The organism is Collinsella sp. An271, assembly GCF_002159695.1.
Taxonomy (GTDB): Bacteria; Actinomycetota; Coriobacteriia; order Coriobacteriales; family Coriobacteriaceae; genus Collinsella; species Collinsella ihumii.
In genome coordinates this window covers 94,825-116,376 of record NZ_NFJE01000006.1, presented here as the reverse complement: position 1 = coordinate 116,376, position 21,552 = coordinate 94,825, and the positions used below count along the sequence as shown (strand labels likewise).

The window sequence follows — 21,552 nt, the reverse complement described above, 5'->3', positions numbered from 1 at the left end:
TATCAACGTGAGACCAGTGTAGAAAGAGATACGCCCTATGCACCCCACCGCCAAAAACAGGCGGCGGGGCGCCGCATCAACTCTCAACCGAAGTACTCCTGCATGAGCGCCTTTTTGAGCGTTTCAAGCTTCTTGATCTCTCGCTTTATCGCAACTTGCGATTTGTCGACCGACTCGGCGAAGGCGGCGAACTCGCGTTGGAGGGAAAGAGGGGGCACAACAACCTCAACCATTCCAAGTGATGCTTGGTTTATTTTGTAGGTGCCGTTCGTGGTTTTCGCTGAAGACTCAATCTGTTCGCGAACTCTTGCCTGCTTCCACGCGATACGTAAATAGGGAAGAAGGACCTTTTCCTGGTCGATCCTTACCGCAATCATTGTGTCGGGATAAACCAGGTCATCCATGGCTGCTGGCGCGTATTCCCCTACACCAACAAGGCTTTTATTTCCATTACCACGGCAGACATAGAAGCACCCATCGGCAACACGCTTACCGGCAGGGGGATCATCTTTGAAAAGGCCCTCTTTCCAAGCACTCACGTCAAAATTCCCCTGCGTAATTGCGGACAGGGTTAGAACCTTCTCATGATGGTCGCCATTCTTTGATGGGGAAAGGCCGTTCTGCATCGTGGTGGATAATTCGGAAAGGGGGTGCGGAGGATAGCCTTTATCCCCGAACATATCGATAAACCGGGATTTGGCTATTTCGCCGAACATATCGAGCTGATGGCTGCGCATCTCTATCAATCTAGCAATCAACTCGAATCTTTTAGCGAGCAGATTTTGACATGTAACTGTGGGCAAGGGAATTAAGAAATCCTCTAACTGCTTCTTTGTAACTGCCTTGAATGTGCTACCCGTCCCCAGTGCTTCAAGTGCATCCCTCCTAGCGCGAAGCAAATTCTTCAAATATACGACATCCAGCGCGCCCGACTTCGGCCGTAGTGCAGCAATACCCCTCCCTATACAACACTTACATGATGCAGTATTCACGGCACCAATCGGAGCTCGCACGCTCAAAAGAATATCGCCCGTCAAAGCAACCTTTTTCGGAGCTTTGCACCATACTCTGGCCGTTGGGCACTCTTTACCGAAATCAGTATTTCCCTGGAAAAAGGGCAGTCCGATGCTATCGCCATTATATGTTTCAGTTTTTGGCGACTGCCCCATTGTCAGCTGGCACACATCACCAAGCCTCACCATAGGCCATTTAGCCAATGTGATCAGCCTCCTCGTGGAAAAGCACTTCCCAATAGCCATTTTTGCGCGCTCCAACTCGCTTAAGCACACCCTTTCCTGAAAGTGCGGAAAGCCTGCGGGAAACAGTTGCGCGCGCCATCCCCGTCTCAGTCGCTATCTCCCCGTACGTGGCGCGTGGAGCACGTTCCAGAAATGCCAGAATCATTCGATCCTTTTCGTCCAGTCTCAAAGTCTCATTTATAGTCTCATTTATAGTCTCATTTAACGTGCCATCAGTGCCATGCACCGCGCTTTCCGTCTCACCAGACGTGGCAACATCATCATTCAGCCCCAGGGCCTCTTGCGAGAACGGAAACGTCACGCAGATGAAGTTGTCGTCGATTTCGAATGCATCTCGACCGTACGCATCGAGAATACGGCGCATGCCGGAACCCAACTGCTCAACCAACTCCATATCGCGGAACACACGCATGAGCTCGCGCGAACGCGGAACGCTCCGCCCCGCAAAGAAGCCCTCGAGGCTCTGTCCGGGGACAAGGCCGCCATATGATGACACCGTGATTCGATCGGAATAGATCTCCACCACCGGTGAGACCTCCATCGTCCAGTCATTGTGCACAACGGCATTGATGATGGCCTCGCGCAGGGCGGTCGCGTCGACGAGCTTTCTCTCGATACGGTATTTCGGCGTTATGCGCGCTTTGGTCGTATTCTCGACCAGCATCTTGTCGAGCACGCGATCAAGCGCCTTTAGGATGGAGCAATACCCATACTCCTCGTTTTCCAACAGGTAATACTTGTCTTGACCGGCGTATTTTGCCACCTTCATGGACACGCCGTTCTCATCTGCCAGCAGATACGCAAGCCAGTTGTAGGCACCGTCATCCGTGCGCAGGTCAAGCGTTTCCTCAAACTCGTCGTTGAGCTTGAGGCCATGCCCTTCGTAGTAGATCTTGAGCTGGGTAAACGTCAGCTTCTGGCGCGGAGACCGAATATTGCGAATGGTCGGGCGAGCACGACAAGCAAAAAGACCGTCGATCATCGCTTGTGGCATGGGCTGCACTGCAGACCCAACGCGCACGCTGCATCCGCGCTCGGACATGCCATAGCGTCTCTCGTAATACGGCTTGTCCGGGCCGCCGGAAACGATGATCTTAACGACGGGAACATCCTGCACACGCTCAACCGAGACATCGATGATTCCAAGCGTTGCAGGAACGATACCGTCTCGAATACGGCTCGCGACCCGCAATTGGATATCGTCCACATCCAAGCCTTTGATTGGATTGCCCTCATCATCAACGCCGATATAGATAACCCCGCCCTCAGAGCTGTTGAGAAAGGCAACGACCTCGCGCTCGAACTTATCGGTCAGCCCCACCTTATATTCGATGTGCGCGTCTTCGGGCACCATATGCGTCACCTTACCCGTCCTCGCCAGGCAAACCCTCCTCGAGCATCGCTTGCAGCTCGAGAAGGCCTTTTTGAATCTCGGCTTCGGAGGCGATCAAATCGGCCATGATCTCCGATGTGGGAGGGTAGTCCACCTTTTCGTATACGATTTCCTTGTACTTGTTGATCGATAGGTCGTAATCGTTCTCAACAATCTCCTCCTTGGGAACAACGAAACTTTTTTCTGTACGAGCGCGCGACGCTTCCCCGCTCTCGGAACCGTTTTCGCGCCAATCCGCGTACCGCTTGACGATGTCGGGAATATCGTTTTCGGAAACCTCTTGCCGCTTGTCATCCAAGCTGAACCCGTCTGCTTGCATATCGTAAAACCAGACGTCCCCGGTTCCGTCATTACCCGTTTTGGTGAACACTAGAATCGCTGTGGACACCCCCGCGTAGGGCTTGAACACCCCGCTTGGCATGCTGATGACCGCCTGGAGGCAGTTGTCTTCTATAATCGCCTTTCGAATCGCCTTGTGCGCCTTGGAGGAGCCGAACAGCACACCATCGGGAACGATGCAGGCGCATCTACCCCCCAAACGAAGCGAGCGCAGGAAAAGCGCCAAGAACAAAAGCTCGGTCTTCTTCGTTTTGACCAGCTTGGTAAGATCTGGCGAAACGATATCGGCATCGAGACTGCCCTTGAACGGAGGATTTGCCAAAATCACCGAGTACTTGTTGGTATCCGTATTCTGCTCGCTCAGGCTGTCTTTATACTCGATACGAGGGTTCTCAATACCATGGGACAACATGTTCATGGCACCGATTCGCAACATGGTCCGATCCATGTCATAGCCCGTAAACATCTCGCTGTTGTAGTGCCGCCTGTTTTCCGCGTTTCGAAACGTCTCGTCAAAATAGCGCCCGGCGACATACTCAGCCGCCCCAACCAAAAATCCGGACGTTCCGCACGCAGGATCGCACACGGTGTCCTGAGGCTTCGGATCCAGCAGCTCGACCATCATGCGAATGATATGACGCGGCGTGCGAAACTGCCCATTCGTGCCCGATGTTGAAAGTTTACTTAGAAGATACTCGTAAACATCCCCACGGATGTCCTTATCCTTCCAGTCGATGCGATCCATCTGCTCCACGACCTTCGAGAGCATCTGGGGCGTCGGAATCAAAAACAACGCATCGCCCATGTACCTGGAATATGCGCTGTCTTTATCGGCATGCAGCCCTTTGATAAAAGGGAAAACGCGGTTCTGCACGACCTCATACATCTGCGGTGCCGCCATATCGCGAAACACCGACCATTTGCATTGCTCGTTGCCACCGGCAAATATGCTGGAATAACTCAGCCCGAGGACCAGAGATTCCTTGCCGCGCCGGTTATCGACCTCGTCAAGATCGCGCACAAACATAAGATAGGTGATTTGCTCGATGACCGACAACGGATTGGTGATCCCACCCGTCCAGAATGTTTCCCACAGACTGTCAATCTTGTTGCGAAGCTCTCCGGTAATCACAAGCCCTCCTTCGGTCTATTCGCTTTGCCAATCATACCTTGTCGCGCAGACACATTCATGGCGGTGCCAACAGATTCGAAGTGAGAAGGGGCATGGATATAGCAGGCCGTTACCCGAAGCTCCCCAGCTAGACGCCCGGCAGCGAAGCGCTGATCTCCAGGATGTCACCGAGCTTGCGCGCGCGGATCTCTCCCCCGTGGCGCTCGACGATCGAGCGGGCAATGGACAGACCGATGCCGTATCCGCCGGCGGAGCGCTCGCGCGCGGCATCGGGACGGTAGAAGCGCTCGAACAGCTGGCTGGTCTCCCCTGCGGTGAGGCTCGACGCCGGGTTGCTCACGACAAGCTGCACCGACCCGCGCGTCACGGAGAGCGTCACCTCCACATCGCCGTGCTCGTCGCTGTACTTGATCGCGTTGTCCAGCAAAACAGACACGAGCCGCGTCAGCGACGCCTCGTCGCCCTTGACGACCGCGCCCTCGTCGATCGAGGTGACCAGATGCTTCTCGGACGCCTCGGCAAGCGGCAGGAAGTCCTCGACCCCGCGCTCGACGATGCGGCTCACGTCGACGTCCGAAAACGAGTCGCGCGAGTCGGGCTCGTCGGCGCGCGAGCTCCATCAGGTCGCCGATGAGCTCCGTCATGCGCCCCGCCTGCTTCTTGGTGCTTCTCGTCCACTGCGTCTCGCCGTCGAGCTCCTCCATCAGCTCCACGTTTGCCGTGATGATGGCCACGGGCGTCTTGAGCTCGTGGGACGCGTCGGTCACGAAGCGCCTCTGCCGCTCCAGGTTGCGGATATACGGCCGCATGAACCGCTTCGAGAGCGGCACGATGACGATGAGCGTCACCGCGATGCAGGCCGCCATGACGCTCGCCGATATCGTCAACAGCGTGTCGGCGGCCTGGAACTGCCTGAAGCAGTCGACGACGAGCGACCCGCCTCCATCCTCGTTGAGGTAGACGTGGTAGCGGTACTGACCCCAATAGCCCTGCTCGCGCCCCTCGGCCAAGATCTCCGCGGCGGAATCGCCGGCGGCATCGCGGTCGATGGCGGCGATGTGATCGGTGTCGATGGACAGCGTCGCGCGGTCGGCGTCGAACGCGACCACGAAGTAGCGCGTCTCGAACGGCGTCTCCAGCGTGATCTGCGGCTCCGAGTTCGTGGGAGGTCGGTCGGGGATCTCGCCGCCGTGGTCGTGGATCATGTCGCCCACGTAATCGACCTCTTGCGTGAACAGCAGGTAGTTCCATACGTTGACCACGGCGAAGATGGCGAGCAGCGCGCCGGCGATCGACGCCATGGCGCCGGCGATCAGCCGCAGGCGCAGGCGCTGCAGCTGATCGCGGCGGCGCCGTGCCCCCGCTATGCGACGGAGCGCGTCCATCAATCCTCCGCTTCGCCCTCGAGCAGGATGTAGCCGCGCCCCCGGCTCGCCTCGATGCGGCAGCTCGACTACACGGATTTGATCTTGCGGCGCAGGTAGGACACGTACGTCCAGATGACGTTCGGGCTGACGTACTCGTCATAGCCCCACACGATGGTGAGCAGGCGCTCCGCCGTGATGAAGGCGCCGTTTTGCCGCATGAGCAGCTCCATGATCTGGTACTCCTTGTTTGCGAGGCGCACCGACAGGTCGCCGCACCTCAACTCGAAGGTCGAACGGTCGAGCTCGAGGTCGCCGAACGACAGCACGCGCGGGAGCATGGTGGGGCTTCGGCGCGACAGGGCCCGCACGCGCGCCAGGAACTCGGACATGTGGAACGGCTTGGGCAGGTAGTTTACGGTATCGACCAGCGGCGTCACCCGTACGCCGTCGACCTCCATGGAGGGTACGCGCGCCATGCGATGGCGCACGATATGGTGCGAGTTATGGGAGGCTTCTTTGGTACCAGCAGCCGCATGCACGCGCGAAAGCAATCGGTATGAGACCGGCAGGCGATGCATCACCGCTGCGCTATAGGAGCAAAAGACGATATCCGGGCGAGATGCGCCGAGCGTCGACAGTATTCGGCGCATGCGTTGATCGGGCAGAAGCTGCTCCCATGCGTCCGCGCGTTCAAACATGCACGGGAACGGTTCCACCAGCTCACCTGTCTGCACGCGGCGTCGCAAAGCAGCCTTTTCCGCTCGCGTCGTCGGGCGGACAAGCATGGCGTCGTCACTCGTCTTCAGCATCATTTCATCTACACGTCGGCCAGCTTCTGTATCTCGCTTCATATGCCACCCCGTTCATCGGCTCCATCGTCAATGAATTATGTACTGCATTTATAGATATCAGTGAAACATATTGTATATATTGCATATAAAGTGGCCGATCATCGAACCATCTGACAGAATTCCGACAGAGCCCGATGACACAAACTGGGCAGTTTGGCACGCTAAAGGCCTTTATTAGGCCCCTTTAGCGTGCCAAACTGCCCAGTTTGTGTCATTGACCCCCTCGCTTGGACGTGCCGGGATGCTATCCCTCCTCGCGCGGGGCCCTGGGGAAGGTGCCGACGCGGCACCCGTTTATTTGAATAAACCCGGCCTTAAGAAGCCCTTACGTTCTTGTCATGGTTTATTGCCCTGAGATTGCGCGTACCTCCCCCTGCTAGACTTTCCGAGACTTACGGAGGACCGATTTTGCTGAGGAGAGGTATGGAACGTCAGCTTGCGAGCAAGCGCGACACCAGGCGCACCCTATGCGCATGCCTGCTCGGTCTGCTCTGCGCCCTGTTGGTCTCCGTCGATCTCGCCCCGGTGCCCACCAAGGCGGTCGAGGCGCTGTGGCCCCATGCCACGGGCGCCGTCTATATCGCGCTCGAGGTGCTCTGCTCGTTCCCCGGACGCGAGGACAGCCTGCTTGTCGTGGCGTTCGGCCTGCTGCTCGCCCGGCCGGCGGCGACCGTCTACCTCGATCGCAACGCGGACCGTCCCCGCATGCGGGGCGCGTCCACCTGGGTCGTGCCCGCCCTGTTCGCGCTCGCCATGGTGTTCGGGCGCAGTTTCGATGTCGCCGGCTCCGCCGAGCTCGTCTGCGGCGGCATTTCCGAGGGAATCAAGGCCGCGCTCAGCTTCATCGGATGGCTGCTGCTCGCCCGCATCGGCATCGTCTACCTCTTCCGGCTGCTCGACCGCGCCCGAGCGGCAGCCGATGCCGAACCGACCGGGTGCGGCACGAGGCCCAGCTCCGCATCCCGCGCCGGCCGCGCCGCCGCGTTCGTCTTCGACCGCCACCCTTTCGCGCTTCCCGCCGCCCTGCTCGCCCTCGCCTGGCTGCCATGCCTGATCGGCTACGCCCCGGGCCTTTTCATGTGGGACACGGGAACGCAGATCCTCCAGTGGTTCGGCCACCCCAACAACGCGAGCTCCTACCTCAACCTGATCGACCCGGGCACGACCATCCTCACGCAGCACCACCCGCCGCTCACCACGGCGCTCATCGGCTCGTGCGTCCAGCTCGGTATGGCGCTTTGGGGCAGTGAGAACGCCGGCGCGTTCCTGTTCACCTGCCTGCAGTTCACCGCCGTCATCTGCTCGTATGCCCACGCCCATGCCGCGCTCGCGCGAATCGGCTGCCCGCGGGCGGCGCGCATGGCGGCCTTCGCCTTCGTGCTCGTCGTGCCGGTCTTTTCGAACTACGCCGTCCTCATCACCAAAGACGTCCTGTTCGCGGCGGCGTTGCTCCTGTTCGTCACGCAGCTCGCCCTGCTCGTTCGCGCCCAGCGCACCGAGGGCGTGCCGTTTGGAGGCTGCGACATCGCCCTGCTCGCCGCAAGCGCCCTCGGCATCACCCTCACGCGCAACGGAGCGCTCGTCATCGCCGCCGCGGGAATCATCCCCGTGGCGATCGTCTGCCTGCGCGGCCGCCAGCGCGGCGAACCCCGCACCGGCGCGCGTCGTGGGCTTCGCGTCGCGCTCGGGACGCTCGGCGCGGTCGTCGCCGTCAACGTCGCGCTCACCGGCATCGTCTACCCCGCCCTCGGCATCACGCCCGGAAGCCGTCGCGAGGTCCTGTCCATCCCCTTCCAGCAGACGGCGCGCTACGTGCGGGAGCACGAAGGGGAGCTGAGCCAGGAGGAACGTGACGCCATCGGGGCCGTGCTCGACATCGATGCCATCGGCGAGGTGTACAACCCGAACAAGTCGGATGCCGTGAAGAACACCTTCAACGAGGACGCGACCGCCGAGGACCTTGCGGCCTATTTCCGCGTCTGGGCAAGCGAGTTTGCGCGCGACCCCGTCTGCTATCTCGAGGCGACCGCCGCCAACTACTATGCGTACTTCTATGCGGGCCATGCCTCCAGCTGGTCGTACACCTCGGATTTCAGCCGCGAGGTCATGGACTGGGAGATGCTCACGCCCTATTTCTCGTTCTCCGCGCCGGACCATCCGGTCGTGCGCGCGTTGGACGGCCTGTGCACGCTTTGGCGCGCCGCGTTCCAAAAGCTGCCGCTCACCACGCTGACCATGCAGGCGGCCCTGTACTGCTGGGGCCTGATCGCGCTGACCGCCTACGCCGCGCGCACGCGACAGGGCCGGATGGCCGTGGTGCTCGCCCCCATGTGGGCGGTCCTCCTTATCACCCTCATCGGTCCCTGCAACGCCGCCACGTACTTCCGCTACGCCTACCCGCTCGCCGTCCTCGCGCCCTTCGCGTTCGCGCATGCCGTGAGCGGCGCGTGCGCGCCGGGGATGGCGCCGACCGATCGCCCGCGCGCGCAGGTCCCGCAGGTTTCCGGCGCCACCGCGCCGGACGCGGCGTGAATCGGCCGATGCTTCATAAGAGAGGTGACCCGCAATGAACCGTCTTGACCGTCCATCCGATGCGCCGCAGCCGCCTGAGGCCGGCGCGGTCGCCCCGCGCATCGCCGTGCTGATCCCCTGCTACAACGAGGAGCTGACGATCGGCACCGTCGTCGATGATTTCAGGCGCGCCCTGCCCGAGGCCGACATCTACGTCTATGACAACAATTCGTCCGACCGCACTTCCGAGATCGCGCGGGAGCACGGTGCCATCGTCCGCTTCGAGCCGCGCCAGGGCAAGGGCGTGACCGTCCGGCAGATGTTTCGCGATATCGAGGCCGACTGCTACGTGCTCGTCGACGGCGACGACACCTATCCCGCCGAGGCCGCCCGCTCCCTGATCGAACCGATACTCAGCGGCGAGGCGGACATGGCGGTGGGAGACCGCCTGACGAACGGCACCTACGAGCACGAGAACACGCGTGCCTTCCACGCCTTCGGCAACAACCTCGTGCGCTGGCTCATCCACTGGATCTACGGATACAGCTTCCACGACGTCATGACCGGGTACCGCGCGTTTTCCCGTCTGTTCGTCAAGACGATGCCCGTGCTCTCGGTCGGGTTCCAGATCGAATGCGAGATGTCGATCCAGGCCGTCGACAAGCACTGGCGCATCCTCGAGATCCCCATCGCCTATCGCGACCGTCCGGCCGGCAGCTTCTCGAAGCTCTCGACGGTCTCGGACGGCATACGCGTGCTCGTGGCCATCGGATCGCTCTTCAAGGATTACCGGCCGCTGAAGTTCTTCACGCTCGCGGCCCTGCTCTTTGCCGCATGCGGCCTGGTGGCGGGCGTGCCGGTCATCCTCGAATACCTTGCGACGGCCTATGTGAGCCGCGTGCCCTCGGCCATACTCGCCGCCGCGCTCATGTTCTGCGCCGCCCTGTCACTCAGCACGGGCGCCATCTTGGACACCGTCGCCAAAGGCGAGCGCAAGCGCTGGGAGCTTGCCGTCTACGAGGTGCAGGAGCGCGCGAGGCGGCGCGAGGACGGGCGAGCGCGGTAGGCCCCAACGCTGCGCACGATCACGGGAAGACAGCTCGGGCGCACGCCGAAGGTGTGTCCCCGATTTGCAAAAGTGCAAATTTCAGGTACGTCCCCGATTTGAATGACCCCCTGCTCGGGTGGTGCTGCAAAAAAGGGCTCTTCGGTGGTTTCTGTGGGAGAGATTCCGGCATAGGCCCAGCTCAGCGGGCGAAAACAACGATCTGGAACTGAAACGGCCCCGGGAGGGGCCGTTTCCGCGTCATCCGCCTATGATTGCTAAGCCAAATTCAGACAACCGAAGAGGTGTGACGCATGAAGAGTCTACTACTTCTCGCCCTCGGTCTGGCCCGCACGGTCGTCCTGGGCGCGCGCATCGAGGCCGAGCGCATCGTCGTGAGCGTCCGGCCCTACAAGCGCGAGCAGCGCCGCTGCCCCGTATGCGGCAGGGCCTGCGACTTCTACGACATGGCGAACCGCGGGGCCCCCAGGCTGTGGAGGGCGATGGACCTGGCGCGCTCGGCCTGCTACCTGGAGTACGCGCCCTGCAGGGTGCGCTGCCCGGAGCACGGCGTGCGCACCGAGGCCGTCCCCTGGGCGCGGCACGGGGCGCGCTTCACGCGCGACTTCGAGGACTGGGTGGCGTGGCTGGCGGTCCGCTGCACCGCCTCGGCGGTCTCCGAGCTCGCCCGCGTCGAGTGGCACAGCGTGGGCGGCGTGTGCAGGCGCGTCTACGCCGAGCTGGAGGCCGCGCGCGGCGCCTCGAGGTTCGACGGCGTGCGCCGCATCGGCATCGACGAGACGTCGTACAAGAAGGGCCACAAGTACGTCACGGTGGTCGTCGACCACGACCGCGGCTGCCTCATCTGGGCGCACGAGGGCACCGGCAAGGACGTGCTCAACCTGTTCCTCGACGAGCTCACGCGCGAGCAGAGGCGCGCCATAGAGGTGGTGACCGCCGACGGCGCGAGGTGGATAAGGCAGCTGGTCAAGCGCCGCTGCCCCAACGCGAGGTGGGTCATGGACCCCTTCCACGTGGTCCAGTGGATGAACGACGCGCTCGACGCCGTGCGCTGCGAGGAGTGGAACGCCGCCAGGGCCGCCGCCAGGGCCGCCAGGCCCAGGCCCGAGGGCAAGCGCGGCAGGCCTGCCAAAGGCGAGCTGCCGCCCGAGGAGGTCAGGGCGCTCGAGGAGGAGGCGGCCTCCATCAAGGGCAGCCGCTACGCGCTCGTGAAGAACCCCGAGGACCTCACCGACGGCCAGAGGGCGAGGCTCGAGGCGCTCAAGAAGAGGGCCGGCTCGCGGCTGGTCAGGGCCTGGGAGCTCAAGGAGGACCTGCGGGCCGTCTTCCGGGCAGCCGACGGCTCCGAGGCCGCCGAGCTGCTCGACGACTGGATGCACAGGGCCGCCTACTGCAAGATCGCCAAGGTCGTCGCCGTGGAGAAGAAGGTGCGCCGCCGGCGCGACGACATCATCGCCGCAGTCGAGCTCGGCATCAGCAACGGGCGCGTAGAGGCCATCAACAACAAGATCAAGGTGACGGTGAGGATGGGCTACGGCTTCCGCAACACCGACAACCTCGTGGCCCTGCTCATGCTCAGGTGCGGCGACTGCCAGCCCCAGCTCCCGGGTCGCCCGGTGAAGGCGAGGAAGAAGGGCGTGAAGGGAGCGAAGAGCGTTGCTGCCTAGGCTAGCCCCTTGTCACACAAACTACCGAAGCCTCCAAAAAAGTGGGCCGTCCCGGTTGCGGGACGGCCCTCATGCAAGCTGTCGTATCAGAAAAACCGTTACTTACCGACGCCCTTGCCCAGGCGGTCGGCCACGGCGGCCACGGCATCCTCGGATACCGCACCGCACGCGCGGCAGGAGTCGCCGCGATCGTCGAGCGGGTTGCGCGTGTCGTCGTCCTCGGCGTGGTGCGGGCGGAACTTGGAGTCGACGGCGTCCATCTCCAGCGGCTTGATGTGCTCGAGCGTGAAGCCCTTGCCGGCGCGCATGTTCTCCTTGGCGACCGAGATCATGAGCTTGATGCGGTTGAGCTGGTTGACCTCGGAAGCGCCCGGATCGTAGTCCACGGCGACGATGTTGCTCTCGGGATGGCGGCGGCGCAGCTCCTTGATGACCGACTTGCCCACGACGTGGTTCGGCAGGCAGGCGAACGGCTGGGTGCAGATGATGTTCGGCGCGCCGTGATCGATCAGGTCGAGCATCTCCGCCGTGAGCAGCCAGCCCTCGCCCATCGTGTTGCACAGGGAGAGCACCTGGCTCGCCTTGGCGGCAAGCGCGCTGATGGGCTCGGGGCGCTCGAAGCGCTTCGACTTCTCGAGGATCTCGTCGGCGGGTCCGCGCATCCAGTCGATCAGCTTGATGAGGGCGGCCATGGCCGTGCGCTGCGTACCGGAGCTGCCGAGCTCGCCCTTATCGTTCTCGGCGCCGCTCATCGCGAACAGGAAGAAATCGAGCAGGCCCGGGACCACGGCCTCGCAGCCCTCGTGCTCGATGACATCGACCACATGGTTGTTGGCCGTGGGATGGAACTTCACGAGGATCTCGCCCACCACGCCCACGCGCGGCTTGGTCCCCTCGCCCTTGAGCGGCATGGTGTCGAACGCCCGCACGCTCTCGCGCACGAGCTTGGTGTAGCTGTGGCGCGTGAAGGTCGGCGCCATCTCGCGCGCCTTGGCCATGTACTTCTCGTACAGCGCGTTGGCCGCGCCCGGCTCGACCTCGTAGGGGCGGCAGCGGTAGAGCATCTGCATCATGACGTCGCCGTAGAGCACCGCGTAGACGGCGGCCTTCAGGATCTGCGGCGTCACCTTGAAGCCGGGGTTGTCCTCGTCGAGCTTCACGGCGGAGATGGAGATGACCGGGATCTCGGGGTGGCCGGAGTCCTTCAGCGCCTTGCGGATGAGCGCGATGTAGTTCGTCGCGCGGCAGCCGCCGCCGGTCTGCGAGATGATGACGGCGGTGCGGGACAGGTCGTAGCGGCCGGACTCGATGGCCTCCATGATCTGGCCCGTGACGAGAATCGACGGGTAGCAGATGTCGTTGTTCACGTACTTCAGGCCCGCCTCGACTGCGCCGCGGTCGGTGGAGGGCAGAAGCTCCAGGTTGTATCCGTTCTTGCGGAAGACCTCCTTCACCAGGTCGAAGTGGATCGGCGCCATCTGCGGGCACAGGATCGTGTAGCCGTCACGGCGCATCTGCTCGGTGAACTTGACCTTGGGGAACGCAGCGGAGGCGGCGCGGCGCTGCGCGGACAGGGCGTACTTGTGCGTGGCGAACACCGGTGCCTCGTCGCTCGGGGCGACCGGCGCGGCATCGCCCTGCTCGTAGGCCTCGCCGGCGGCAGCGGCCTCGGCCGCGCGCTCGGCCTCCTGGTCCTTCAAGGCGGCCATGAGCGAGCGGATGCGGATGCGCGCCGCGCCGAGGTTCGACACCTCGTCGATCTTGAGCACGGTGTAGATCTTGCCGGAGCCCTCGAGGATCTCCTGCACCTGGTCGGTGGTCAGCGCGTCCAGGCCGCAGCCGAAGGAGTTCAGCTGGATGAGATCGAGGTCGTTGCGCAGCGTCACGAGCTTGGCCGCGCGATACAGGCGGCTGTGGTACATCCACTGGTCCACGACGCGGATGGGACGGTCGGGCTTGACGAGGTGCGCCACGGAGTCCTCCGTGAGCACGGCGAAACCGAAGCTCGCGATGAGCTCGGGCAACGCATGGTTGATCTCGGGATCGTTGTGGTAGGGGCGACCGGCCAGTACGATGCCGTGGCCGCCGTGCTCCTCGATCCAGTGGATGGCCTCCTCGCCCATCGTCTGGATCTGCTCATGGAAGGCGGCGTCCACCTCGTAGGCGTAGTTGACGGCGTCGTCGACCTCGCGGCGCGTCAGCTTGGGCCCGCGCACGCGGCCGCGGCCGGCCTCGGCATCGGACACGCGCTGCTCGGCGAGCACCTCGTACAGGCGGCGCTTGAGCGCCACGCGGTCGTTATACGGCACGAACGGATACATGAACTCGATGTTCTTCTCGGCGAGCTCGTCGATGTTCAAGCCGAGCGCCGTGGGATAGCTCATGACAATCGGGCAGTTGTAGCAGTTGCCCGCGGCCTCGTCCTCCTTGCGCTCCTTGCGGATGCAAGGCATCCAGATGAAGTCCGGATCCTTGTCGATGAGGTTCATGATGTGACCGTGGGAGAGCTTGGCCGGATAGCACACGGACTCCGACGGCATGGACTCGATGCCCGCCTCGTAGGTCTTCTTGGTGGAGTCGTCCGACAGCACGACCGAGAAGCCGAGCTTGGTGAAGAACGCATGCCAGAACGGGTAGTCCTCGTACATGTTGAGCGCGCGCGGGATGCCCACCGTGCCGCGCGGGGCCTCGTCGGCGTCCAGGCACTCACGGTCGAACAGCAGCTCGTTTTTCTTCTTGAACAGGTTCGGGGCCTCGGTCTTGCTCTTCTTGTGCCCCGCGCCCTTCTCGCAGCGGTTGCCCGTGATGAAGCGGCGGCCGCCGCCGAAGTCGTTGATGGTGAGCTGGCAGTTGTTGGAGCAGCGGCCGCAGCGCGCGTGCTTCTGCGTAACGGTGAGGTCGGCGATCTCGCCGGCGGTCAGGATGGTCGAGACGCCGGTGGCGCCGGCGCGGTCGCGCGCGAGCAGAGCGGCGCCGTAGGCCCCCATGCAGCCGGCGATGTCGGGGCGCACGGCGTCAAGGCCGGTGAGCAACTCGAAGGCGCGCAGGGTCGCGTCGGACATGAAGGTGCCGCCCTGGACGATGACCTGGTCGCCGATCTCGGACGGGTCGCGCAGCTTGATGACCTTGAACAGGGCGTTTTTGATGACGGAGTAGGACAGGCCCGCGGCGATGTCGCCCACCGTGGCGCCCTCCTTCTGCGCCTGCTTGACGCGGGAGTTCATGAAGACGGTGCAGCGGCTGCCCAGGTCGACCGGGTTCTTGGCGCCGATGGCCTCCTTCGCGAACTGCACGACGTCCATGTTCATGGACACCGCAAAGCTCTCGATGAAGCTGCCGCAACCCGACGAGCAGGCCTCGTTCAGCATGATGTGCTCGATGACGCCGTCGCGCACGCGCAGGCACTTCATGTCCTGGCCGCCGATGTCCAGGATGAACTGGACGCCGGGGAGGAACGCGCGGGCGCCGCGCAGGTGGGCCACGGTCTCGATCTCACCGGAGTCGGCCTTGAGCGCCTCGATGAGCAGCGCCTCGCCGTAGCCGGTCGTGGTCACGTGCCCGATGGTGCAGCCGGCCGGGATATGCGCGTAGAAGTCGGCCATGATGGTCTTGGCCGTGCCGAGGATGTCGCCGTTGTTGTTGCCGTACCACGTGTGCAGCAGCTGGCCGTCCTCGCCCACCATGGCGGCCTTCATCGTGGTGGAGCCGGCGTCGATGCCGATGAACACGCGGGCGCCCGTATAGGTCGCTAGGTCGCCCTTGGGCACGACCTCGCGGTCGTGGCGCTCCCTGAACGCGCGGTACGCCTCCTCGTCGGCGAACAGCGCGTCGAGGCGCGCGACCTCGGAGCCCTGCGTGTCGCCGAGCGCGTCGATGGCCTCGATGAGCTCGGGGAACGTTGCGAGCTTGTTGGACTCGTGCGCCATGGCGGCGCCGCTCGCCACGAACAGGTGCGCGTTCTCGGGCACGATGCGGTGCTCCTCATCGAGCTCGAGCGTGATGTAGAACCGCTTACGCAGCTCGGAGAGGTACTGCAGCGGGCCGCCGAGGAACGCGACGTTGCCGCGGATGGGGCGGCCGCACGCGAGGCCCGAGATGGTCTGCGTGACGACGGCCTGGAAGATGGAGGCGGCGACGTCTGCGGGCGCCGCGCCCTCGTTCAGCAGGGGCTGGACATCGGTCTTGGCGAACACGCCGCAGCGGGAGGCAATCGGGTAGATGGTCGTCGCCTCGCGGGCGAGCTCGTTCAGGCCGGACGCGTCGGTGTGCAGCAGCGTGGCCATCTGGTCGATGAACGCGCCCGTGCCGCCGGCGCAGGTGCCGTTCATGCGCTGCTCGATGCCCTGGTCGAAGTAGATGATCTTGGCGTCCTCGCCACCGAGCTCGATGGCGACATCGGTCGCGGGGATCAGGGTCTCCACGGCGCGCTTGCTCGCGATGACCTCCTGTACGAACTCCAGGCCGAGCCACTGGCTGAGCAGAAGACCGCCCGAGCCGGTGATGGCGCAGGTCATAGGCGTGCGCTCGAGCAGGCCGGCCGCGCCCACGAACAGGTCGCGCGCGCAGGCACGCACGTCGGTGTGGTGGCGCTGGTACTTGGCGTAGACGATCTGGTTGTCGTCGTTCAGGACCGCGAGCTTGACCGTGGTGGAGCCCACATCGATGCCCAGGTGGAGCGTGCCGTAGGCGGCCTCGGGATTCCAGATGCTGCCCTCGGGGACAACACCGATCTTGATCTCGTCGCTCATTTAGTTCCCCTCGTTCTCGAGTTGCAGGTTGAGAAGCTTCATGCCGTATTCCGGCACGTTGATGTCGATGGGCATGCCGTACAGGTCGCCGGGGCGCACGAAGGCGATGACCGTCATGATGCGCGCCATGGTCTCGGGGCTCTCCTTGAGGCCGGTCTCGAACCAGCGCTGGATCACGCCGACCTCGGCGGTGACGACATAGCTGAGGTAGTAGTCGAAGAAGGCGCCCAGCGCACCGGGGAAGATGCCGGTCTGCATGCGGTCGGCGACCGCCGCGCGCGCCAGGTCGATGAGCTTCTTGATGAACGCCGGGTCTCCGCCGGGACCAAGAAGCGATCCGATGAGCTCGCAGTGCTCGCGCAGGTAGTCGAGCAGCTCGACGGAGCCGGGGGCGGGAGCCAGCTCGTCGATGGTGCGATAGAGCTCCGGCAGCGTCGAGGCGCCGATGCGCGCCACGAGCCCTCCGATGTCTTCGAGCAGGACGGACTCCACCTGCTCGACGAAATCGGGAATGTCCTTGTAATGGGAGTAGAACGTGCGCCGCGTCAGGCCCGCGCACTCGGTGAGCGACGCCACCGTGATGCGCGACAGGTCCTCGCCCGCGCTGAGCTGCCGGACGAGCGCGCCGAGCAGCGCGTGCTGCGAGCGCAGCGACCGGCGGTCGCACTTGAAATCGGTTTGTGGCATGCAGTCCTTTCGGTTGCAATTTCACTCCGTGTGCATTATTGCACAGCGTGTGCACAAATATACCTGCCTCGCCGCGCCGCACGGTCTCTGCACAAGTGTCAAGGCACGGTTAAGGAAAACACCAATCGACTAAGTTTGCACCAGCCGCTACCGGGGCATGCCCCATCTACCGCGCGCTCCGGGCAACGCTCGAATCGACGGTACGTATAGGTAACACCGCCCCATCGACGGTACGGTATGGGAACGTTTTTGGGTGAAAAACGTTCCCATACCGCACCGTCGATCGACTGGCGTTCCCATACCGTACACTCGATTGCCCGACCGCGTCCCCGATTTGTGCCGGTCGGATCAGCGTTTTCCTTGATCTGCGGCTCCTCACATGCGACCAGTGAAATCGCGGCATCAAAAGATGCCCTCACAAAAATGGGCACACTAGAAGGTAGTCACCTAGCGAGGAGATGGTCTTATGTCGATATGCGCCGCATTCGCCGTTCCGCATCCACCGCTGATCGTTCCCGGGGTCGGGCATGGGCGCGAGACGGGCATCCAAGCCACCGTCGACGCCTATCGCGAGGTGGCGCGGCGCGTCGCCGAGATCGCGCCCGACACCATCGTGCTCTCGAGCCCGCATTCGACGTCGTACCTCGATTACCTGCACATCTCGGGCGGCAGCGGTGCAGCCGGAACGTTCGCCCAGTTCGGGGATCGCGCCGACGGGAGCCGGGTCGCCTACGACCGGGAGCTCGTCGACGCGCTGTGCGAGGCGGCAGACGCCTGCGGCCTTGCCGCCGGCACCGCCGGCGAGCGGGACCCCGAGCTCGACTGGGGCGTGCTCGTGCCGCTCCACTTCATCCAGGAGGAGTACGCGCGCCGTCGCGATGCGGGCGACGACCTGCCGACGTACCGGCTGGTCCGCATCGGGCTGTCCGGGCTCTCCCCGCTCGACCACTACCGCTTGGGCCAGCTCGTCCAACACACGGCCGATACGCTGGGGCGGCGCTGCGTCTACGTCGCGTCGGGCGACCTGTCGCACAAGCTTGCCGAGGACGGACCCTACGGATACGCCCCCGACGGCCCCGCCTTCGACGAGCTCGTCTGCCATGCCTTCGAGGAGGGCGACTTCCTGGCGCTGATGACCGTGGACCGCGGCATGTGCGAGCGCGCCGCCGAATGCGGGCTGCGCTCGTTCCAGATCATGGCGGGCGCGCTCGACCGCACGCCCATCCGATCCGAGCTGCTTTCCTATGAGGGGCCCTTCGGCGTGGGATACGGCATCGCCGCGTTCACTCCCACCGGGGCGCACGGCTCGGATGCCTCGCGCGCCATCGGCGACCGGTACGAGGCGTGGCATGCGGCGGACATGGACAGGCGCCGCCGCGCCGAGAGCCCGTGGGTGCAGCTCGCGCGCTTCTCGCTCGAATCCTACGTCCGCGACGGGCGGCGTATCGATCCCAGCCGGGACCTGCCGGCAGATCTCGCCGGGGCGCTTCCCGACGAGCTGTTCTCGACGCGCGCCGGCGCCTTCGTCTCGCTCAAGATGAACGGACAGCTGCGCGGCTGCATCGGGACCATCCTGCCCGTGCGCGACAGCCTTGCCGAGGAGATCTGCGCGAACGCGATCTCGGCCGGATGCCGCGACCCGCGCTTCTCCCCCGTGGAAGAAGACGAGCTCGCGGAACTGGTCTACGATGTCGACGCGCTGTCGGAACCCGAGGCGATCTCAGGGCCCGACGAGCTCGACCCCGCCCGCTACGGCGTCATCGTGAGCGCGAGCCAAGGGCGGCGCGGGCTGCTGCTGCCGGACCTCGACGGCATCGACACGGTCGCGGAGCAGATCGGCATCGCCGCGCGCAAGGGCGGCATCGACCCGGACGACCCGAGCATCACGCTCGAGCGGTTCACCGTCACGCGCCACGTATAGGGAGACGCGGGCGCGCCTCGAGGCGCCCGTCGAAGGAGGGGACCATGGAAGCAGCTGCGTACGCAACCTGCGGCACCTGCCCGCACCGCTGCCGCCTGGCGCCGGGACGCCTTGGAGCGTGCCGGGCCCGACGCAACGTCGGCGGCGCGGTGGTGCCCGCAAACTACGGGCGCGTCACCTCGCTGGCGCTCGACCCCATCGAGAAGAAGCCGCTTGCGCGCTACAGACCCGGCACCTTCGTGGTCTCGGCCGGAAGCTTTGGCTGCAACCTGCGATGCCCGTTTTGCCAAAACGCGGAGATCTCGCAAGCTGACGATGTGGGCGTCCCCTGGCGCGAAATCGCTCCCGACGAGCTCGTCGCCATCACCCGCGACGCACGCGACCGCGATGGCCGCGTGATCGGAATCGCCTACACCTACAACGAGCCGCTCGTGGGATGGGAGTACGTGCGCGATTGCGCGCAGCTGGCGCACGAGGCGGGGCTTGTGAACGTCTTGGTGTCGAACGGATGCGTCGAGCCGAGCGTGCTCGACGGGCTCGCGGGGCTCATCGACGCGGCGAATATCGATCTCAAGGGGTTTACCGACGGGTTCTACGACGCCTGCGGCGCACCCGCGCACGCGCTCTCCCGCGTAAAGGGAGCCATCGCGCGCCTTGCGGCCGATCCCGCCTGCCATCTCGAGGTCACGACGCTCGTCGTTCCCGGCATGAACGACACCGAGGAGGAGATCGATGCGATGGCCCGCTGGCTCGCATCGCTTGATGAGGGACGCGGGCGTAACACCGTCACCTACCATGTCACGCGCTTCTTCCCGCGCTGGCACCTCACCGATCGTGGGCCGACGCCCGTGGATGCGGTCTACCGTCTCGCCGACGTGGCGCGCCGGCACCTCGAGCACGTCTACACCGGCAACTGCTAGAAACGCTGATTAAAGCATTCCGCTCACAGCAGCGGTGACGGGCAATCGTCTGAATCGACGGTACGCTATGGGAACGCGGGCCTGCCGAAACCGTTACAACCCGCCGGCGGCGTCCAGCGACTCTCGCCCGGATGCACGTTGTCGCGGAACTTGCCCACCATGGACTCGACCTTGAGGCGCCACACGGTCGTAGCCGGCACGAGCTTCGTGCTCCACGGGAAATCCTCCGCATGGTAATGGCGCATGAGGATCTTGAGGCCGTCGACCTTGCGCTCGTCGGGCAGGATCTCCACGGTGCCCCGTCCGATGACGCTGCGGTACCCCATGGTGCAGCTCATGCGCTTGTCATAGAAGATGAAATTGTGGTCGCAATCCATCTCGAACGTCGCACGCGCATCGCGAGCCATAAGGTCGAGCTTATGGCCTCGGTTCGCACTATGGAAATACAGGTATACCTGACCGTCCTCGACATCGACGCCGAAATTGAGCGGAACGATGTACGGATAGCCGTCATCCCCGTTGAGCGCCACACGGCACACGTCGCAGGCGTCGATGATGGCGAGCTGCTCGGCGCGGACGGTGATCTCGCGGTCTGTGCGGATCATGCTGCCTCCATCTTGTTCGTACAAGTATGTCAACGTCAAGTATAGCAAAATGGAGGCGATGGCCGGCACGCCCCGCCGCATGTACCCGTCCCCCATGGCGGGAGAAGGCACCGGGCCTATTCGATACGCGTGTAGCCGCCGCGGAGCTGTTGCGCCCGCACCGTGTCGACCATGTGGCGCGGCACCGCGTGGAAGGCACAGCGACCGATCACGTTGCCCGCAGCGCGCTTGGCGGCATCGCTGCCGTTGGCGGTCGCGTATGCGTGCTCGAAGCGCGAGAGCATGGCGATGTCGTTGCCGCCGTCGCCGTACACCGCGACCTCGTCCTCCGTGTAGCCGAAGTGGTTCGCGAGCCACGCGACCGCAGCCCCCTTGTTGACCGCGGGGTCGGTCAACTCGAACATCACGGGCGAAAACGGCGCGTTGACCACCAGGTCGGAATGCTCGGCGATGAACGCCTTGAGCTCATCGGAGCGCGCAGGGTCGCCGACACGGCAGTTGACCTTGCAGATCTCATGCTTGAGGATCTCCGCGAGCGGGGTCATGAAATGGATGCTTCTCTGCATCGCCTGGCGCATGCCGCGCATGGCGATGCGGCGCCACCACGGGTCTGCCGCGAACCCCGCATCGCGCACCTCGGCGGATGCGGTCGCGAACGTGCCGTCAAGCGAGATGCAGTCGAAGCAGATGTCGGGAAACGCGGGGATGAGCAGCTCGAGCAGCTCGGGATTGACCGGGAACGTCTTGAGCACGCCCTCGCGGCCCACGACGATCGAGCCGTTGGCGCCGCACATCTCGACGGGAAGGCCGTCGAAGCCGTGGTCGCGGTTGGACAGCATGGTGCGGCCGGTGGCGATGACGACGTGCGCGCCGGCATCGGTCACCGTGCGGATCGCGTCGGCGATAGTCCGGTCAACGTTATGGAACGCATTCAGCAGCGTCCCGTCCAAGTCAGTCGCAAACAGCTTGATCATACGCTCGTCCTCACATCTCTCGGTGCCCGCACGTAATGGTACCCCACTGTCCGGGAAACGCAGGCCAATTCATGGAGCGCGAGGCACCGGCGCGGCGTGAATCGACCGGTGC

General features: G+C 63.9%; 16 protein-coding genes. 7 read left to right on the top strand and 9 right to left on the bottom strand.

Annotated elements, in window-relative coordinates; genetic code table 11:
* Positions 1-83: 83 nt before the first annotated feature.
* The 4 genes from B5F74_RS06985 to B5F74_RS06970 form a co-directional block, all read right to left on the bottom strand.
* Positions 84-1,259 (bottom strand): restriction endonuclease subunit S, encoded by a 1,176-nt coding sequence (locus B5F74_RS06985; RefSeq protein ID WP_087201152.1) that lies wholly within the window; start codon positions 1,257-1,259, stop codon positions 84-86.
* On the bottom strand, positions 1,210-2,613 hold the full coding sequence (locus B5F74_RS06980) for an RNA-binding domain-containing protein (protein WP_066834725.1): 1,404 nt from the start codon (positions 2,611-2,613) through the stop codon (positions 1,210-1,212). The genes B5F74_RS06985 and B5F74_RS06980 overlap by 50 nt, the downstream gene beginning before the upstream one ends.
* Positions 2,614-2,623: 10 nt before the next feature.
* Complete coding sequence (locus tag B5F74_RS06975; RefSeq protein WP_087201151.1) at positions 2,624-4,123, bottom strand: class I SAM-dependent DNA methyltransferase; 1,500 nt, start codon at positions 4,121-4,123, stop codon at positions 2,624-2,626.
* Between the two features lie 127 nt (positions 4,124-4,250).
* Positions 4,251-4,688, bottom strand: a complete 438-nt coding sequence (locus B5F74_RS06970) for a sensor histidine kinase (RefSeq protein ID WP_087201149.1) — start codon at positions 4,686-4,688, stop codon at positions 4,251-4,253.
* Positions 4,689-4,753: 65 nt separating this feature from the next.
* Here B5F74_RS06970 and B5F74_RS12635 point away from each other — a divergent pair, with 65 nt between their 5' ends.
* Entirely contained in the window at positions 4,754-5,083 is a 330-nt protein-coding gene (locus B5F74_RS12635; RefSeq protein WP_239283395.1) for a hypothetical protein, read from the top strand.
* A 2-nt stretch (positions 5,084-5,085) separates the two neighbouring features.
* The gene (locus B5F74_RS12630; protein ID WP_239283394.1) at positions 5,086-5,541 is read left to right on the top strand and encodes a hypothetical protein; all 456 of its coding nucleotides are present in this window, start codon (positions 5,086-5,088) and stop codon (positions 5,539-5,541) included.
* Between the two features lie 35 nt (positions 5,542-5,576).
* On the opposite strand, the gene B5F74_RS06960 is transcribed toward B5F74_RS12630, so the two are convergent.
* Positions 5,577-6,188, bottom strand: coding sequence for a response regulator transcription factor (locus B5F74_RS06960; RefSeq protein WP_158095717.1), 612 nt, complete (start codon positions 6,186-6,188; stop codon positions 5,577-5,579).
* A gap of 576 nt (positions 6,189-6,764) precedes the next feature.
* Here B5F74_RS06960 and B5F74_RS06955 point away from each other — a divergent pair.
* The 3 genes from B5F74_RS06955 (at position 6,765) to B5F74_RS06945 (ending at position 11,585) form a co-directional block, all read left to right on the top strand.
* Positions 6,765-8,873, top strand: a complete 2,109-nt coding sequence (locus B5F74_RS06955) for a DUF6020 family protein (protein WP_087201145.1) — start codon at positions 6,765-6,767, stop codon at positions 8,871-8,873.
* Between the two features lie 34 nt (positions 8,874-8,907).
* Positions 8,908-9,918, top strand: coding sequence for a glycosyltransferase family 2 protein (locus tag B5F74_RS06950; RefSeq protein WP_087201144.1), 1,011 nt, complete (start codon positions 8,908-8,910; stop codon positions 9,916-9,918).
* A 293-nt stretch (positions 9,919-10,211) separates the two neighbouring features.
* Positions 10,212-11,585 (top strand): ISL3 family transposase, encoded by a 1,374-nt coding sequence (locus B5F74_RS06945; protein ID WP_066660379.1) that lies wholly within the window; start codon positions 10,212-10,214, stop codon positions 11,583-11,585.
* 98 nt (positions 11,586-11,683) lie between these two features.
* Here B5F74_RS06945 and B5F74_RS06940 read toward each other — a convergent pair whose 3' ends face one another.
* Together B5F74_RS06940 and B5F74_RS06935 are read right to left on the bottom strand one after the other, a co-directional pair.
* Positions 11,684-16,333, bottom strand: coding sequence for a 2-hydroxyacyl-CoA dehydratase (locus B5F74_RS06940; RefSeq protein WP_087201142.1), 4,650 nt, complete (start codon positions 16,331-16,333; stop codon positions 11,684-11,686).
* A complete protein-coding gene (locus B5F74_RS06935) occupies positions 16,334-17,020 on the bottom strand; it encodes a TetR/AcrR family transcriptional regulator C-terminal domain-containing protein (RefSeq protein WP_087201140.1) in 687 nt (228 codons plus the stop codon). It abuts the gene before it with no gap.
* Positions 17,021-17,486: 466 nt separating this feature from the next.
* Here B5F74_RS06935 and amrA point away from each other — a divergent pair, with 466 nt between their 5' ends.
* On the top strand, positions 17,487-18,941 hold the full coding sequence (gene amrA, locus B5F74_RS06930) for an AmmeMemoRadiSam system protein A (protein ID WP_087201139.1): 1,455 nt from the start codon (positions 17,487-17,489) through the stop codon (positions 18,939-18,941).
* Positions 18,942-18,985: 44 nt separating this feature from the next.
* Complete coding sequence (gene amrS, locus B5F74_RS06925) at positions 18,986-19,861, top strand: AmmeMemoRadiSam system radical SAM enzyme (RefSeq protein WP_087201137.1); 876 nt, start codon at positions 18,986-18,988, stop codon at positions 19,859-19,861.
* Positions 19,862-19,926: 65 nt separating this feature from the next.
* Here the strand turns inward: amrS and B5F74_RS06920 are convergent, their stop codons facing one another.
* Both B5F74_RS06920 and B5F74_RS06915 read right to left on the bottom strand, forming a co-directional pair.
* Positions 19,927-20,466 carry a pyridoxamine 5'-phosphate oxidase family protein gene (locus tag B5F74_RS06920; protein ID WP_087201135.1) on the bottom strand — a complete coding sequence of 180 codons (540 nt, stop codon included), beginning with the start codon at positions 20,464-20,466 and terminating at the stop codon, positions 19,927-19,929.
* A gap of 116 nt (positions 20,467-20,582) precedes the next feature.
* Positions 20,583-21,440, bottom strand: coding sequence for an HAD family hydrolase (locus B5F74_RS06915; protein ID WP_087201133.1), 858 nt, complete (start codon positions 21,438-21,440; stop codon positions 20,583-20,585).
* Positions 21,441-21,552: the final 112 nt, after the last annotated feature.

Coding starts and splice junctions, on each gene's coding strand:
- B5F74_RS06980 (WP_066834725.1), bottom strand. CDS start 2,613: ATGGTGCCCGAAGACGCGCACATCGAATATAAGGTGGGGCTGACCGAT.
- B5F74_RS06945 (WP_066660379.1), top strand. CDS start 10,212: ATGAAGAGTCTACTACTTCTCGCCCTCGGTCTGGCCCGCACGGTCGTC.
- amrS (WP_087201137.1), top strand. CDS start 18,986: ATGGAAGCAGCTGCGTACGCAACCTGCGGCACCTGCCCGCACCGCTGC.
- B5F74_RS06915 (WP_087201133.1), bottom strand. CDS start 21,440: ATGATCAAGCTGTTTGCGACTGACTTGGACGGGACGCTGCTGAATGCG.
- B5F74_RS06940 (WP_087201142.1), bottom strand. CDS start 16,333: ATGAGCGACGAGATCAAGATCGGTGTTGTCCCCGAGGGCAGCATCTGG.
- B5F74_RS06960 (WP_158095717.1), bottom strand. CDS start 6,188: ATGTTTGAACGCGCGGACGCATGGGAGCAGCTTCTGCCCGATCAACGC.
- B5F74_RS06985 (WP_087201152.1), bottom strand. CDS start 1,259: ATGGCTATTGGGAAGTGCTTTTCCACGAGGAGGCTGATCACATTGGCT.
- B5F74_RS12635 (WP_239283395.1), top strand. CDS start 4,754: ATGAGCTCCGTCATGCGCCCCGCCTGCTTCTTGGTGCTTCTCGTCCAC.
- B5F74_RS06920 (WP_087201135.1), bottom strand. CDS start 20,466: ATGATCCGCACAGACCGCGAGATCACCGTCCGCGCCGAGCAGCTCGCC.
- amrA (WP_087201139.1), top strand. CDS start 17,487: ATGTCGATATGCGCCGCATTCGCCGTTCCGCATCCACCGCTGATCGTT.
- B5F74_RS06955 (WP_087201145.1), top strand. CDS start 6,765: ATGGAACGTCAGCTTGCGAGCAAGCGCGACACCAGGCGCACCCTATGC.
- B5F74_RS06935 (WP_087201140.1), bottom strand. CDS start 17,020: ATGCCACAAACCGATTTCAAGTGCGACCGCCGGTCGCTGCGCTCGCAG.
- B5F74_RS06950 (WP_087201144.1), top strand. CDS start 8,908: ATGAACCGTCTTGACCGTCCATCCGATGCGCCGCAGCCGCCTGAGGCC.